General features: G+C 60.4%; 11 protein-coding genes. 6 read left to right on the forward strand and 5 right to left on the reverse strand.

The features are described 5' to 3' along the window. Positions 1-43: 43 nt before the first annotated feature. A complete protein-coding gene (locus FW800_RS25995; RefSeq protein ID WP_446438782.1) occupies positions 44-4,879 on the reverse strand; it encodes an NEL-type E3 ubiquitin ligase domain-containing protein in 4,836 nt (1,611 codons plus the stop codon). A 212-nt stretch (positions 4,880-5,091) separates the two neighbouring features. Here FW800_RS25995 and mnmC point away from each other — a divergent pair, with 212 nt between their 5' ends. The 5 genes from mnmC to FW800_RS26020 all read left to right on the forward strand — a co-directional run bounded on the left by mnmC (position 5,092) and on the right by FW800_RS26020 (position 12,407). After that, complete coding sequence (mnmC, locus tag FW800_RS26000; protein WP_446438783.1) at positions 5,092-7,092, forward strand: bifunctional tRNA (5-methylaminomethyl-2-thiouridine)(34)-methyltransferase MnmD/FAD-dependent 5-carboxymethylaminomethyl-2-thiouridine(34) oxidoreductase MnmC; 2,001 nt, start codon at positions 5,092-5,094, stop codon at positions 7,090-7,092. A 134-nt stretch (positions 7,093-7,226) separates the two neighbouring features. After that, positions 7,227-8,999 (forward strand): N-acetylglutaminylglutamine amidotransferase, encoded by a 1,773-nt coding sequence (locus FW800_RS26005; RefSeq protein WP_446438784.1) that lies wholly within the window; start codon positions 7,227-7,229, stop codon positions 8,997-8,999. Positions 9,000-9,002: 3 nt separating this feature from the next. Continuing rightward, positions 9,003-10,748: an N-acetylglutaminylglutamine synthetase gene (gene ngg, locus FW800_RS26010; protein ID WP_078821927.1), complete on the forward strand. Its 1,746-nt coding sequence runs from the start codon at positions 9,003-9,005 to the stop codon at positions 10,746-10,748. Between the two features lie 171 nt (positions 10,749-10,919). Beyond that, positions 10,920-12,104: an osmoprotectant NAGGN system M42 family peptidase gene (locus FW800_RS26015; protein WP_005789901.1), complete on the forward strand. Its 1,185-nt coding sequence runs from the start codon at positions 10,920-10,922 to the stop codon at positions 12,102-12,104. A gap of 75 nt (positions 12,105-12,179) precedes the next feature. After that, on the forward strand, positions 12,180-12,407 hold the full coding sequence (locus FW800_RS26020; RefSeq protein ID WP_003192759.1) for a YheU family protein: 228 nt from the start codon (positions 12,180-12,182) through the stop codon (positions 12,405-12,407). A 9-nt stretch (positions 12,408-12,416) separates the two neighbouring features. Here FW800_RS26020 and csrA read toward each other — a convergent pair whose 3' ends face one another. Next, complete coding sequence (gene csrA / locus FW800_RS26025) at positions 12,417-12,620, reverse strand: carbon storage regulator CsrA (RefSeq protein WP_005789902.1); 204 nt, start codon at positions 12,618-12,620, stop codon at positions 12,417-12,419. Positions 12,621-12,747: 127 nt separating this feature from the next. Then, positions 12,748-13,563: an SDR family oxidoreductase gene (locus tag FW800_RS26030; RefSeq protein ID WP_223018166.1), complete on the reverse strand. Its 816-nt coding sequence runs from the start codon at positions 13,561-13,563 to the stop codon at positions 12,748-12,750. A 329-nt stretch (positions 13,564-13,892) separates the two neighbouring features. Here FW800_RS26030 and FW800_RS26035 point away from each other — a divergent pair, with 329 nt between their 5' ends. After that, positions 13,893-14,045: a DUF3309 family protein gene (locus FW800_RS26035; RefSeq protein WP_003192767.1), complete on the forward strand. Its 153-nt coding sequence runs from the start codon at positions 13,893-13,895 to the stop codon at positions 14,043-14,045. A gap of 55 nt (positions 14,046-14,100) precedes the next feature. Here FW800_RS26035 and FW800_RS26040 read toward each other — a convergent pair whose 3' ends face one another. Further along, the gene (locus tag FW800_RS26040) at positions 14,101-16,188 is read right to left on the reverse strand and encodes an LTA synthase family protein (RefSeq protein ID WP_005789904.1); all 2,088 of its coding nucleotides are present in this window, start codon (positions 16,186-16,188) and stop codon (positions 14,101-14,103) included. A 412-nt stretch (positions 16,189-16,600) separates the two neighbouring features. Further along, a complete protein-coding gene (locus tag FW800_RS26045; RefSeq protein WP_003172956.1) occupies positions 16,601-16,792 on the reverse strand; it encodes a PLDc N-terminal domain-containing protein in 192 nt (63 codons plus the stop codon). Position 16,793: the final 1 nt, after the last annotated feature.

Below are 16,793 nucleotides of genomic sequence, written 5' to 3' on the forward strand. Positions count from 1 at the left end.
GAATTTCACTCGGCTTGCCGTGGATCAATCACCGCGGCTACGGTTAATACCCAGGAACGTGACATAGGCCCAGGTCCTGATACTTCAACATCTGCTGTGTCAGGCGCTCCATCACTGCGGTTATTGCCTGCCGTCGCGGTGCGCGCAGGGCTTCCATTTGTTTGAAATACTCCCCGTCAGTAAGGTCCTGGCGATTCTCAAAAAGTGTTTGCTGCTGCGTATCGAAGGGCTCAGTCACCAATAGGAACTCAGCAGGAAACTGCTGTTTGAGATGGGTTTTCCAGAACGTCAACTGGGTAATAAAACGCAAGAAGGCGGGCGACAGCTCAGCTGTTCGCACCTGGGCTTGCGCCATCGCCAAATCGCTGCTGGGCACCTCGAAAAACGAGTCATAGACCATATGTTTGGGCTGCCCCGGCAGTTGCAGGTCCTTGGCCAACCCGATCCGAAATGCCAGGTTGATTTCCAGCGGATCCGAGGAGGCTTTTTCAACCGCGTATGTCGCCGCAATTTTCTCCAGCTCGCTGAGGCGAAACAAACCTCGACTCAAGTTCAACAGCGCCCCGGAGTTGCTCTGTGCACGACCCGCCTGCAGCGTTGCCTTCTCGACTTCCTTGAGAACCTCAATCTGGCTGAACATCTGCGCCGCCCCATCCTCACAACCAGTCGGATGGGCTGCCAGTTGGAAGACCTGCTCGCGCAGCCCGACATTGTCATGGGTCGCCTGCAATACGTCCCAGACACGTTGCGTCATATCCTCGCGCACACGGCGACTGTCAGCAGCACTGGTCAATTCAGCCAGCAACAGGAACAACTCTGTCGACTCCGGATCATCCCGCAGGTTGGCCCAGACGCTACGCTTGTTGGCATCGCGGGCAGCCACCTCGTCCGGCAACCACCGCGCCCTGGCCTTCAGTTCGCTCATACGAGGCTGATCGTCGTCTACATACCCCATACCAATACCCACGTCAGCGCGGTAACGCTCGAGTGCCTCTACTGTCGTGTCGGATAGCGGATTGCCGCCCAAGTCGATCGACTGGCTGAAAATGCGCGGCACCGTGAACAACCACTCGGGCAGCACGGTGATCAGGTTATCGCGCAGATCCACCTGCTCCAAGTGGGCCAACCGCCCGATGCCCGACGGCAGGTCGACGAGTCTGCTGTCCCGCAGCAACAGCGTGTGCAAGTCACGCATCCTGCTGACATCCACCAGCTTATCCAGTGGGTTATGGCTCAGGTCCAGCAGGCGCAGCGTATTCAGATCAGCCAGTTTCAGCTGGGTATACTCGGTCAGTGCAAGACGGTTATGGGGCATCGACAAGCTTTCGAGGTCGAGCATCCGCGAGAATATTTCCGGCAAGCGCGTCAGGCGGTTACGGTCCAGCGCCAGATGCCGAATGCCTTTGAAACACTTGAGGAAATACGCGACGTCATCGCCCAATCGCATGTTCTTGAGTGACACCTGACGGACATGGTCGAAACGAATGTCGGCAGGCAGCGTCGGCAACGATCCGACGCGCATTCCGTCCAGGTTCAAACTGGCAACCGACATCTGATGTTCATCCAGAGCAAAGCTTTGACGCCGCCAACAGGCTTCAATGCGCTCAGCCACCTGCTCGCGGCTGGTACGAATGTCACTCAGGCCCGGCTGTTTATCCATGCCCTGGGTATCGGTCTTCCAGTGTTTGAGCAGCGCTCGCAGATGAGTAAGCTCTGCCTTCAAACGCTTTACCGCCCTGGCCCGGGCAAGATGGTCAGCACCCAAGGCCATCAGCAGCGAAGACACTTGTGCAGTGCTGAACAAGGGGTACAAACGCTTCACCTTGCGCACCAGCGCGCGAGGGTGCGCCAATGGCCCCGTCGGCGAATCAGCCATTTCACAGGGCATCGCGTCCAGCACCGGCTCGCTGCCCCTGCTGGAAAAAGCCTCGGCGGCCAGCTCCCGTTCCCCCTTGGCCTGGGAAGCGCTCATGTAGCGCAGGCGCCAGAGATTGTTGGCCTCGTTGAGCGGCAACCCCATTGCTACGCGCTGACTGTCGGTCAGCGCGCACTCAATCGCCTGAAACAAGCCGTCCGGTCCGGAGTAAGGCCCACCTAGACTCAGGCCGTTGTCGTCGAACGTTGCAAACCCAGCGTCCGAGCTGACCACTATTCGTCGCGCACCGGCGCCATTGCTCGCGCCCAGAACCAATAAATCACCTTGTGACGAACCCTGGCGCAACTCAAGCCGCACCTCCCTGCCCCACCCTGCCAGATGCGGCATCGACCGAACCGCCACACACGCCGTATCAAGGCTGGCCAGCTCAGGCTGCTCAAACCCCATCAGGGCGCGGTCCAGGCGTTGCTCCTCGAGGGCACGCTGGACCGACTCGGCCAATGCCATGGGGATACGTTGATTATCGCGCAGGGTCTCGCGCTGCACCGTTGAGGTCTGGGCCATCAATTCGCGCATCAGCGTACAGGGCAGTTGCGGATAGGTACGCCTGAGCAACGCCCATTCGGGCGGTACAGGTCCGTCATGGGCCTGATACAACTGCTCGAACAACGGTCTGCAGTCAGCCTTGAGGTGTGCGAGCAACTGACGCTCCAATACGCCGCGCTCCTGATCAGCAGCAACCCCCTCTCCAAGCAGGCCGATTTTTTGTGCCTCGTCCAGCTCGGACAACAGCACATCAAACACTTTGCCCTCACGAAGCATCTGCTCAGTGAGCGTCAAACGCAGGCCTACATTGTCAAACGGCCCACCGGTGGGGTAACGCGCCTTGACGCTACCCTGTGCATCCAGCACCTCAAAATAGCGCCCCACCGGCCACCCGCCTAACAAGGGCAGGGCATGCATCTGCAAGGTCAAGTTTTCTACACTGGGGGATGCACCGCTTTCCAACTGCCAGATCAGATCACGAATGGACTGGTCCAGCTTGAAACGCTCATACAAATCACGAAAACGTGCGGGAAAGGGCAGGCACTCTTCGGCCTGATAGACGCCCCATTCATGGGGCATATCCATAATGGCCTTGATCTGCACAAGTTTCCTGGGATGCAGCGAAGCACCTGGGCCTGCCGGGTTCAGGCGTGAAAAGAGATACTCCTGATCCTCCCATTCGTCAGGCGTTTCGAACGCAAAACGCCAGCGTCCTTCGCCGTTGTGCAGCAACAGCGGGCGATAAGCCGTCTGCCGCAGCGGGTGACTGGCCCGCCATCGATCCAGTTTCGAGTCAAACGTAACCCGATGTACGCAATCATTGACCTTGACGTATGAATGCCCTCCGACTTTGTAAATTCCCGTAGCGTCCGCAACCTCGTCGTCGACAAGACGCTGATCATGGAAGTACGGCGTGACATTTGCCCGCCACAGCCGCAGATTGCCATCTGTGGGGCGTACCACTTCAAACTGGCGAAAAAAGTTATCCAGGTTAAGACCGCTGCGTTTCATCGCCGAACCGACAACCTTGCTCCCCGCCGCGAACAGCACCATCGAGGTGATGTTTTGCGCTACCGCTGCCAACTGCTTGAACGCCTCTTCTTTATCGCCACGGCGCCAGTCCTCAATGCCCTCATACAGCTCGCCGAGCATCTGGCCCACCGCCACGCCAGTCATCAATAGTCCCAACTCCGGCACAACAAACCCGGCGAGGTTGAGCACTGTCAAACCGGCATCCAGGTACGCTTGCAAGCGCTGCTCGCGGGCCACCTCATCCACGTCGGCCACCGGTACCGCCAGGGTCCGCGCGTCGGCTTGGAGTTTGGCGGCGTAAGTTGCGAAAAAATGCCCCGCCAGGCTAACCGTAATGGGGTTTGCCTCCAGCGCCCCCAAGGTACGGGATTGATCGAAATGGCTGAAGAAGCCGACCCGGTCATCCTGGCTCAGGTACCGGGTAAAGAAACTACGATAAGCCGGCACTTCAAGCTTGCCCTTGAGGTAGACCTGAAAGTCATCAAACGAGGAATACTCGAACAATGGCCGCTCCGGCTCATTGGGCATGTACACCACACAGGGTTCTTGCGGGTATTGCGCAACCGAGCGGCCGGAGAACACCAGGATGCTCCACAGGCAACTGCCCTGTACATTCAGCCATTGCCAAGTGACGGGGCGCCATTCAAACAAAATCCCTGCCGCCTGAGCCTGAGACGCTGTCAGCTTGCGGTCCAGCAATTTGCACAACACCTCGTAGACACCTTGGGAAATATCTGCGCGCATCAGGGCAATGTGGGCGTCGATTTTTATATCCAGGGTTTTCATCTGGCCGATATCAGTTGCGACATCATTGAGGTTGGGCTGATCACTCCCCAGCTTGAATACTTCACTGATGTGCTGCTGATACAGGCCACCCAGATCCAGGGCACGGCACCCCTGGGCAAACTCCAGGGGGGTTATGCCAATGACCCCGCGAGCGGCAGCCCCCAAGCGCAGCAGCGAGCCCGTCGGAAAGTGCTGCGCTCGCACTTCATCCTCGGAAAAATTCTGCATCGCCACATGCAGGAGACTGTCCTGCACCAGCCTCACCGTTTTCACATATTTCAATGGCAAGACTTCTTTCTCGTACTCGTTTACAGCACGCACCAAAAGATCTTTTTTCGGATCCACGGTCAGTTGCCATCGGGTCTGACAGTAAGCCTTGAGCCGCTCACTGCAAAACTCATCCAGTGCTTGCAAAGGCTTCAATTGCTCGGCGACAACTGCCTGGGCATCTGCAACCCGTGCGGCATCTCTGGTCAGTGCGTCCAACACGCCAGGCGGTGCGTTGACCATCCAGCCCGGCAGTTGCTTTTGCAACACCTGGGCCTTGTCCAAATCACCCGTCATTTCCAGTAAGGCGGATTGCAGTTGCCGCTGGGTCAATTGGTTCAGTTTGCTGTTCAAATCGTCCTGCGGGCGCATCAGCAATGTCCTTTATTGCCTATAAATCAAGCTATTACGATACCGCAGCAACTTGCACAGAATTAACGCTGATAGTTGATGGATTGCAGGCCGGACGCAGCAGCTATTTCCATGCAAAACCTATGGGGCTACCACCTGGAATCGGCCCTGCGCGCCGCGATCGGCTAGAATGGCCGCCTTGTCTTTGCCTGCTGTATGTCTATGAGCCGCCCATGACCCCCATCACCCACGCCCAGCTCGACTGGGATGACCAAGGTCGCCCGCATTCGCGGGTGTTCGACGACGTGTACTTCTCCGACCAGTCGGGCCTTGAAGAAACCCGCTATGTGTTCCTGGAGCAGAACCGCTTGCAGGAGCGCTTTGCTGGCTTGTCAGCGGGCGGGCGACTGGTGATCGGCGAAACCGGCTTCGGCACGGGTTTGAATTTTCTCTGCGCCTGGCAATTGTTTGAGCAACACGCACCGGCCGGCGCGCGCCTGCACTTTGTCAGCGTAGAAAAATATCCGCTGAGCCATGCCGACCTGCAACGCGCCCTCGCCCTCTGGCCTGAACTGCAACCCTTGGCCGAACAACTCTTGGCGCAATACATCGCCATTCACCAAGGCTTCCAACGCCTGGTGCTGGATAACGGCCACGTGGTCCTGACCCTGTTGATCGGCGACGCCCTGGAGCAATTGCCGCAACTGGATGCGCAGATCGACGCCTGGTTTCTGGACGGTTTCGCCCCGGCGAAAAACCCCGATATGTGGACCGCCGAACTGTTCGCTGAACTGGCGCGCCTGGCCGCTCCGGGCTCGACCATCAGTACCTTCACCAGCACGGGCTGGGTACGGCGCCTGATCAACGCCGCGGGCTTCAAGATGAAGCGCACGCCGGGCATCGGGCACAAGTGGGAGATTCTGCGTGGAGAGTTCGTCGGCTGGCCCGACGAGACGCCGCCGCCCGCCAAAAGCAAACCCTGGTTCGCTCGCCCCCCAGCCATCGACGGTGAACGCCACGCCATGGTTATTGGCGGTGGCCTGGCCGGTTGCGCAACGGCTGCCAGCCTGGCCGCCCGCGGTTGGCGCGTCAGCTTGCTGGAACGCCATGCCGGCCTGGCGCAGGAAGCCTCGGGCAACCCTCAGGGCGTGTTGTACCTCAAGCTGTCGGCCCATGGCACCGCATTGTCCCAACTGATACTCAGCGGTTTCGGCCACACCCGCCGCCTGCTGGAGCACTTGCACCGTGGCGTGGATTGGGATGGCTGTGGTGTGTTGCAACTGGCGTTCGACGCCAAGGAAGGCCAGCGCCAGGCCCAACTCGCCGACGCCTTCGCACCGAGCCTGCTGCACCTGCTCGACCGCGAGCAGGCGCAACAACAGGCTGGAATCCAACTGGCCCACGGCGGCCTGTTTTTCCCCGAGGGCGGCTGGGTACATCCACCCGCACTGTGCCAGTGGCAGGCGACGCATCCGCTGATTGAGGTGCTCAGCCACCATGAGGCGCTTGAGCTGGACCGGCGAGACGACCAGTGGCACGCCCGCGCAGGCGATCGCGTGCTGGCCAGCGCCAGCGTGGTGGTGCTCGCCGGGGCGGCCGAGATCAAGCGTTTCCCCTTGAGCGCAGACATGCCGCTCAAGCGTATTCGCGGGCAGATCACCCGGCTCGCACAAACCCCAGCCAGTGAGGCCCTTACTACTGTGGTCTGTGCCGAGGGTTACGTCGCACCAGCCCGCCTTGGTGAACATACCCTGGGCGCCAGTTTTGACTTCAACAACCAAGACCTCACACCCACGCTCGCTGAACACACCGGCAACCTGGAGATGCTGCGCGAGATCTCCACAGACCTGCTGCAGCGCCTGGGCGCCGACCGCCTGGCGGCCGAACAGTTGGAAGGGCGTGCTGCGTTTCGCTGCACCAGCCCCGATTACCTGCCGATCGTCGGGCCGCTGGCCGACCATGAAGCGTTCCAGCAGGCTTATGCCGTGCTGGGCAAAGACGCCCGGCAAGTACCGGATACGCCGTGCCCCTGGCTGCCCGGGCTGTACCTCAACAGTGGCCATGGCTCCCGCGGCCTGATCACTGCACCCCTGTGCGGCGAACTCCTGGCCGCCTGGCTGAATGACGAACCGCTGCCAGTACCGGCCAGCGTGGCCGCGGCTTGCCACCCCAACCGGTTTACCCTGCGCGCTCTGGTTCGAGGCCAGGCCGCAGCCCGTAAAGAGCGGGATTGATGGCTAGGCGGCCATCTGCCTTATAACTTATCGGTCTAAAACTCCACGCATAGCACTGGGTCAGTTTCTGGGTACGCGCCGTTTGGCGTATTGAGTATTGACCCCTCCCCAACGGAAAAACCGGTAAGGAACTTATGTGTGGATTAGCTGGCGAGTTACGCTTTGATCATCAACCTGCCGATCTGGCAGCCGTAGAACGCATCACTCATCACCTCGCCCCCCGTGGCCCCGACGCATGGGGCTTCCACGCCCAAGGGCCGATTGCCCTGGGCCACCGCCGCCTGAAAATCATGGACCTGTCGGACGGCTCCGCGCAGCCCATGGTTGACGCCCAACTGGGATTGTCCCTGGCGTTCAATGGCGCGATCTATAACTTCCCGGAACTACGAGAAGAGCTGGAAGCCCTGGGCTACGCCTTCTATTCCGGCGGTGATACCGAAGTGCTGCTCAAGGGCTACCACGCCTGGGGCGAAGCACTGCTGCCCAAGCTCAACGGCATGTTTGCCTTCGCCATCTGGGAACGTGACGCCCAACGTCTGTTCATCGCCCGTGACCGCTTGGGCGTAAAACCTTTGTACCTGTCGCGCACCGGCCAGCGCCTGCGTTTTGCCTCGGCGTTACCGGCGTTGCTCAAGGGCGGCGACATCAACCCGATCCTCGATCCGGTCGCTCTCAACCACTATCTGAATTTCCACGCCGTGGTCCCCGCGCCGCGCACGCTGTTGGCGGGCATTGAAAAGCTGCCGCCCGCCAGCTGGATGCGCATCGACGCAAGCGACAAGGCCGAACAGAAAACCTGGTGGACCCTGCCCTACGGGCCCCATGAGGATGAAAAACACCTGACGCTGGAAGACTGGACCGACCGCGTGCTCGACAGCACCCGCGAAGCCGTGGCCATCCGCCAACGCGCCGCCGTGGATGTGGGCGTGCTGCTCTCCGGTGGCGTCGACTCGAGCATGCTCGTCGGCCTGCTGCGTGAAGTCGGTGTGCAGGACCTGTCCACGTTCTCCATCGGTTTTGAAGACGCCGGTGGCGAGCGCGGCGACGAATTCCAGTACTCGGACCTGATCGCCAAGCATTACGGCACCCGCCACCACCAACTGCGCATCGCCGAAAGCGAGATCATCGAGCAACTGCCAGCGGCGTTCCGCGCCATGAGCGAGCCGATGGTCAGCCATGACTGCATCGCGTTCTACCTGTTGTCGCGGGAAGTCGCCAAGCATTGCAAGGTGGTGCAGAGCGGCCAGGGCGCCGACGAATTGTTCGCCGGTTACCACTGGTACCCGCAGGTGGATGGCGCAAGCGACCCGTATGCCGCGTACCGCGAGGCATTTTTCGACCGCAGCTACGATGACTACGCGGCCACCGTCGCACCGAAATGGTTGACCGCCAACGACGCTGCCGGCGACTTTGTGCGCGAGCATTTTGCCATGCCGGGCGCGGACGCCGCCGTGGACAAGGCCCTGCGCCTGGACAGCACGGTGATGCTGGTGGACGACCCAGTCAAACGCGTCGACAACATGACCATGGCCTGGGGCCTGGAAGCCCGGACACCGTTCCTCGACTACCGCCTGGTAGAACTCTCGGCCCGCGTACCGGGCAAGTTCAAACTGCCCGATGGCGGCAAACAGGTGCTCAAAGAGGCCGCGCGCCGGGTGATCCCCAGCGAAGTCATCGACCGTAAAAAAGGCTACTTCCCGGTCCCCGGCCTCAAGCATTTACAAGGCGACACCCTGAACTGGGTGCGCGAGTTGCTGCTGGACCCGAGCCAGGACCGTGGCCTGTTCAACCCGGCCATGCTCGATCGCCTGCTGACGGACCCTCAGGGTCAACTGACCCCATTGCGCGGCTCCAAGCTGTGGCAACTGGCGGCGCTGAACCTGTGGCTCAGCGAACAAGGAATCTGATCCATGAAACCTAACGCCGCGGCGTATAGCCAACGCTTGATCAAAGGCCAGGCGCCGACCTACGAGCGCCTGCAGGCCCGGCTTGCCGAAGACGGCAGCCCGCAAGGCCCCGAACCGATTGCCGTGCATTGCGGTTGGGGGCGCTTGTTGATCGGGCATACGTTTCCCGACCCTGCCAGCCTCGCCCTGGAGCTGCTCAACGAACAGCCCGGCGAACGTGATATCGCCCTGTATGTGGCCGCGCCCCAGCAAATCCTCGGGATCGACCCGCAGCAGTTATTCCTCGACCCGTCAGACACCTTGCGCCTGTGGTTCAGTGACTACCGCCCCGCCACCCGTGTGTTTCGCGGTTTTCGGATCCGTCGGGTACAGAGCGAAGCCGACTGGCACGCCGTCAACTTGCTGTATCAGGGCCGCGGCATGTTGCCCGTCGACGTCGAACGCCTCACACCGCGCCATCAAGGCGGCCCGGTGTATTGGCTGGCGGAAGACGAAGACAGCGGCGCCGTGATCGGCAGCGTGATGGGCCTCAACCATCAGAAAGCCTTTCACGACCCGGAAAACGGTTGCAGCCTGTGGTGCCTGGCGGTAGACCCACAGTGCACCCGCCCAGGCGTGGGTGAAGTGCTGGTGCGCCACCTGGTGGAACACTTCATGAGCCGTGGCTTGAGCTACCTGGACCTGTCGGTGCTGCACGATAACCGCCAGGCCAAGAGCCTTTACGCCAAGCTGGGTTTTCGCGCACTGACCACCTTTGCGATCAAGCACAAGAACGGCATCAACCAGCCGCTGTTTCTCGGCCCGGGGCCGCAGGCGGGGTTCAATCCGTATGCGCGAATCATTGTCGAAGAAGCCCATCGGCGCGGTATCGATGTGCAGGTGGATGACGCCGATGCCGGGCTGTTCACCCTCAGCCACGGCGGGCGCCGCGTGCGGTGCCGCGAGTCGCTGAGCGATTTGACCAGCGCCATCAGCATGACCCTTTGCCAGGACAAGAGCCTGACCCACAAAGTGCTCAAGGCCGCTGGCCTGAAGTTGCCTGCGCAGCAGTTGGCAGGCAGTGCCGACGACAACCTCGAGTTTCTGGACGAGCACCAGCGAGTGGTGGTCAAGCCGTTGGATGGCGAACAAGGCCAGGGCGTGGCGGTGGACCTGCGAACGATCGAGGAGGTGCAGCAAGCCATCGAAACGGCACGCCAGTTCGACAGCCGCGTACTGCTCGAAAGCTTTCACGAGGGCCTGGACCTGCGCATCCTGGTGATCGGTTTCGACGTAGTCGCCGCCGCGATTCGCCGCCCCGCCGAAGTGATCGGCGACGGTCAGCATTCGATTCGTGCATTGATCCAAGCGCAAAGCCGACGTCGTCAGGCCGCCACCGATGGCGAAAGCAAGATCCCCCTGGACGGCGAGACCGAGCGCACGCTCAAGGCCGCCGGCTACGACTACGACAGCATCCTGCCCCGCGGCCAGACCCTGGCCGTGCGGCGAACTGCCAACCTGCATACCGGCGGTTGTCTGGAAGACGTCACCGCCATCCTGCACCCGACGCTGGTGGACGCCGCCGTGCGCGCCGCCCGCGCCCTGGATATTCCCATGGTCGGCCTGGACCTGATGGTACCGGCGGCCGACCAGCCGGAGTACGTATTTATCGAAGCCAATGAACGGGCCGGGCTGGCCAACCATGAACCGCAACCGACTGCAGAGAAGTTTGTGGATTTGTTGTTTCCACACAGTCAACCGGCCGCTTGAGGCTTGTGTTGAATGTGAAACCGCTATCGGGGGCAAGCCCCCTCCCACATTTTCCTGTGTTCACACATCAAGGGTGGGAGGGGGCTTGCCCCCGATGAGGCCGGCACTGACAACGAATCTCTCAACCCTATCATCGAAACCATCGATGCCCTCAACTCATCAGGAGTTTCCATGACCAGAACCATCCCAGAACCCGATCTCGCCTACCTGCAAAAAGTGCTGCTGGAGATGCTCGCCATTCCCAGCCCCACCGGATTTACCGACACCATCGTGCGCTACGTCGCCGAACGCCTGGAAGAACTTGGCATCCCGTTTGAAATGACCCGGCGCGGCACTATTCGCGCCACCCTCAAGGGCCAGAAAAACAGCCCTGACCGTGCCGTCTCTGCGCACCTGGACACCATCGGCGCCGCCGTGCGAGCGATCAAGGACAACGGCCGCCTGACCCTGGCACCGGTGGGCTGCTGGTCGAGCCGCTTTGCCGAAGGCAGCCGGGTCAGCCTGTTCACCGATAACGGTGTCATCCGCGGCAGCGTATTGCCGTTGATGGCGTCCGGGCATGCGTTCAACACCGCCGTGGATGAAATGCCGGTGAGCTGGGACCATGTGGAACTGCGCCTGGACGCCTACTGCGCCACTCGTGCCGACTGTGACTCCTTGGGCATCAGCGTCGGAGACTATGTAGCGTTCGACCCACTGCCGGAGTTCACCGAAAGCGGGCATATCAGCGCCCGTCACCTGGACGACAAAGCTGGGGTCGCCGCCTTGCTCGCCGCGCTCAAGGCAATCGTCGACAGTGGCGAACCGCTGCTGATCGACTGCCACCCGCTGTTCACCATCACCGAGGAAACCGGCAGTGGCGCAGCGGCCGCCCTGCCTTGGGATGTCAGCGAGTTTGTCGGCATCGACATCGCCCCGGTCGCCCCGGGCCAGCACTCCAGCGAACACGCGGTGAGCGTGGCGATGCAGGACTCCGGCGGGCCGTACGACTATCACCTGTCGCGGCACTTGCTGCGCCTGGCCGCCGATAACGACTTGCCGGTGCGCCGCGATCTGTTCCGCTATTACTTCAGCGATGCGCACTCAGCGGTTACCGCCGGCCATGACATTCGCACCGCCCTGCTGGCCTTCGGTTGCGATGCCACCCACGGCTACGAGCGTACCCATATCGACAGCCTGGCCGCCCTGAGTCGCTTGCTGGGCGCCTATATCCTCAGCCCGCCGGTCTTTGCCAGCGATGCGCAACCGGCCCAGGGTTCCCTGGATCGGTTCAGTCATCAGATCGAGCATGAAACGCAAATGGAGAGCGACACCCGCGTGCCGTCGGTGGACAGCCTGGTCGGAAACAAGTCCTGACGCCGGCGACAGCTGCTACTGGCAACATAGGTCCCGGCGCAGTAGCATCGCCGGGACCTGACACCTGAGGCTTGTATGCTGATTCCCTACGATGCACTTGAAGTCGACACCCTGACCCGCCTCATCGAAGACTTCGTCACCCGCGACGGCACTGACAATGGCGACGATACGCCGCTGGAAACCCGCGTGCTGCGCGTACGCCAGGCACTGACCAAGGGCCAGGCGCTGATCGTCTTCGACCCCGAGAGCGAGCAATGCCAACTGATGCTCAAGCACGATGTGCCCAAGCATCTGTTCGACTGAAAACCCCGCCTAAGGATTGGGTACCGACACGGGATGCGTGACGGGCCCCTGGCGTTCGCGGATCTTCTGGTAAACCTCGGCGCGGTGCACATTGACGCCCACGGGGGCTTCGATACCGAATTTCACGTGGGTGCCGTTCACTTCGAGAATATAGACGGTGATGTCATCGCCAATAGCGATGGCTTCGCCTATGGTGCGGCTTAAGACCAGCATGGCGTGTGTCCTTTTCAAGTAGCAGGACCTGGACCATGCGCCCTTGGAAATGGACCGGCAATGGCTTGCTGGAAAATCAGGCATTACCTACACAGGTAGGTAATTTGCCTGACAGACTTCATCCAAATCAGCCCTTAACGACCTGCGCCTTCGCGCGCATCTTGTCGGCCATCAGCGTCATTTCGTCATACAGCAACTGCGGGTTTTTCTGCTTCAGGGCCCAGGCCATGCGCCCTTGCTCATGGGGCAGGATCATGAATTCGCCCGCGGCCACGCGCTGGTAGATGTAATCGGCGATATCGGTCGCCGAAATAGGTGAACTTTCAAGCAACTTGCCCACCTGCGCCTTCATGGCCGGGGTCGGCCCACGGAAGGAGTCGAGCAGGTTGGTCTGGAAAAACGATGGGCACACCACGTGCACGCCCACTTCCTGCTGCTTGAGCTCGACCAGCAGGCTTTCCGACAACGCCACTACGCCGGCCTTGGCCACGTTGTAGTTGCTCATGGCCGGCCCCTGCATCAATGCAGCCATCGACGCGATGTTGATGATCCGGCCCTTGCTCTTCTCCAACAGCGGCAGGAACGCCTTGCAGCCCTTGACCACGCCCATCAGATTGATTGCGATCTGCCAGTCCCAATCCTCCAGGGACAGTTCGGCGAAGAACCCACCCGAGGCCACGCCTGCGTTGTTGACGATCACATCAATGCCGCCGAGCTTGACCTCGCACGCCTGGGCAAACGCGGTGAGCTGGCTGTAGTCGCGCACGTCGCAGCGCTGGATAAACCCTTCACCCCCCGCCTCGCGCACAAGTTTGAGGGTCTCCTGCAAACCGGGCTCACTGACATCCGACAACGCCAACTGCCAGCCCTCACGGGCCCAGCGCAGAGCGATTTCACGACCCAGACCGGACCCGGCGCCAGTGATCATCATGCGGTTTTGCATAGGAAGTAGCCTTGTGGTTTACCGAAGAAGTGACCGGCAGTGTAGCGAAGGTTTTTCCCGCACCCACGCACCATCAGATTGATGAATGCCCCAGGCAAACCGTGGGCCGGGTCGCAGGCACGCATATAGCCCAAGTTCAATTTTTTTCAACTGATTAGTTCAAGTTGCGCACGGGTTAAAAGAAATAAGCAACTAATCAAAATGTTTTAGAAAAACAATGAATTTTCTGCGAAGTGCATGAGTCGGAATGGTTAAGACGTCCCGATGCACATGGACGAGATAACGGTCAAACAACCGGTTTTTGCACAGAACCTATAAGGAATAAAACCATGAGCCTCATTCTAATCATTATCCTGATCCTTCTGTTGGTCGGCGGCCTGCCAGTGTTCCCGCACTCGCGTAACTGGGGTTATGGACCGTCGGGTATCCTGGGTGTGGTGCTGGTCGTCCTGCTGGTGCTGTTGTTGCTCGGCAAGATATAAAAGCCGGGACAAAAAAAGAGGCCTCGATCGAGGCCTCTTTTTTATTGCCGGTCAGTTAGTCCGGCTTACCATCTACAACACCTGCGGTGTTATCCAGCAGGCTCTTGGTAGCGGTTTGCAGGAACGACTCAAGTTTCTGCTTGAGCGCAGCTTCGTCCGGCGACTCAGGGATCACCTTGCCAGTCGGTTCGGCGCCCAGGGTGTATTCCCACAACTTGGGTGGCATTTCCTTGGGCAATACCAGTACGCGGTCAGCGGTAAGCAAGGCCACGGTCTGGTCGCTGCCCGATGGCTTGATCACGCCGAAGCCCTTGTCGCCTTCCGGCAGGTTCAACAGATCCCGCCCCCAGCACTGGTGCAACGTGTCGCCACCCAGGCGGCCCATGATGGTCGGCACGATGTCGATCTGGGTGCCCACGGTGTGGTCACGTACGCCGAACTTTTCCTGCATGCCCGGTGCGATCATCAGCATCGGCACGTTGAAGCGGCCCAGGTCCATTTCGGTGATCTGTTGCTCGTTGCCGAAACCGTGGTCGCCCACAATCACGAACAGCGTTTCCTTGAAGTACGGCTCCTTGCGGGCCTTTTCAAAGAACTGGCCCAGAGCCCAGTCAGAGTAGCGCATGGCCGTCAAATGCTCGTTGAGGCTGCCACGGTCGGTGACTTTTTCAACCGGCAATGGCGTCGGCAACGCGTACGGGGTGTGGTTGGACAAGGTTTGCAGCAATGCGTAGAACGGCTTGCCGCCTTCACGGGCTTTGAGTTCCTCCAGGCCACGGTTGAACATGTCCTGGTCGGACACGCCCCATGTCGGGTCGGAGAACACCGGGTCGACAAAGTCATTACGGCCGATGAAGTTGGTCATGCCCTGGTTGCTGAAGAAGCCCGACTGGTTGTCCCAGGCGAAATCGCCGTTGTAGACATACACATCGTCGAAATCACGCGCACTGAGCAACTGCGGCAGGCCCGACAACTTGTGGCTGCCTTCCGGGGTCTGCATCAGGTATTCGAAGCCCGGCAGGTTCGGGAAGCAGGCCATGGTGGCGAACATACCCTGGTGGGTGTGGGTACCGTTGGAGAAGAAGCGGTCGAACAGCAAGCCTTCCTTGGTCAGCTTGTCGAAGTACGGCGTGATATTGCCCGGACGCCCCAACGCGCCTACCGAGTGACCGGCGAAGCTTTCCATCAGGATCACTACGACGTTCTTGATCGGCAGGGTTTTCTCGGCCGGCGGCGTGAAATCACGGCGCACGGCAGCGGTGTCGGTATCCACCAGTTTTTCGCTCGGCAACACCAGCATGTCGCGCACGGTCTGGGTGGCCAGCGGTTGTTCGAGGGTGGCTTTCCAGATGTTGGCACGGTCTTCACCGAACCGCGCCTTGGCCGCCGCGATCAGCGACAGGGTGCCATTGAGGCCCAACTGGTTGGCGAAGTTCGAATCGGTGGTGTAGACATCCCCCCAACGCAATGGCGGGCCCTGACGCAGGGTGCCGCGAATGGCGACCACGGCGACCAGCAGGCAAACCACGAATACAGCGATGCGGCTGTACCACGGAGCCACCTGGCGCGTGCTGATCGTACCGCCGCTGAACGGGCCACGCGGGCGCGTTGCACGGTCGGCGCCCTTGAAGGCCATGCTCAGGATCAGCGTGCCCACGGCCCAGGCCAGCAGGTAGCGCACCACCGGGAAACCGTACCAGAGCATGCTCATCACGGTTTTCGGGTCTTCCTTCACATACTGGAAGACCAGGCCGTTGAGGCGCTGGTGGAATTCACGGTAGAAGTCCATTTCCATCAGCCCCAGGAACAAGGCGATGCTGGACACGACGGTCAGCCACAAACGGAAGAAACCTCGTGCCGCCATGGCCCGTACACTGAACAACGCCAGCAGCAACGGGATCAGCAGGTACATCACCAAGCGGATATCCAGGCGCAGGCCATTGGCAAACGCTTCCAGGAACGTCGAGGCCGGCGTGTCCAGGATCATCTCGCGGTTGTAGACCAGCAACGCCAGGCGCAGCAGGGAGAACATCACCATCATGACCAGTGCGCAGAGCAGCGTGTACGCCAGATGGGATTTGACGGTCGGTTGCAGCAGGCGATTTGAAGCTCGCTGCTGATTCAGGGCGTCCGGGTTTGCCATGTCGTTTTAGGACCCATTGGAAGTTTAAGTTGCGAAATAATGCAGTGGCGTCCGCCCTCGCCCAGGCTGGCTGGGGTAAGCGGTTTACGCGGTGGCACAAATGGTGCCCGATCAAGGCCGGCAAGGCTATTAATTACTGAACGTGCAACCTTGTCGTGTCTTTAAAGGCCCCAGGGATAGAGCCTTGGCAGGCGAATAAAGCCGGCGAATTGTCTTGGATGGAATGTGAAAATTCTGTACAGCGAATATTTCGATACATAAATTTTTCGAAAAAATGTGGGAGGGGGCTTGCTCCCGATAGCGGTGTGTCAGTGAGCTTATTTGTCACTGATCCACCGCTATCGGGAGCAAGTCGAATCGTCGCACCGCCCCTCCCACATTGACTGCGCCGACTCCAGGAGGAGTGAGGCGCTCAGATCCGCACGTTACCGCGTGGCCCGGCGATAGCCCAGATAATCAGACCCAGTACCGGCAACAGCAGGATCAACAGGATCCACAGCACTTTGGCGCCCGTACTTGCGCCGCTTTTGAACACGTTGATGATCGCCCAGATATCCAGCGCGAGGATGATCAGGCCAATCAGGCCGTTGAAAGTGGAACCCATG

The organism is Pseudomonas sp. 910_23 (assembly GCF_052850795.1).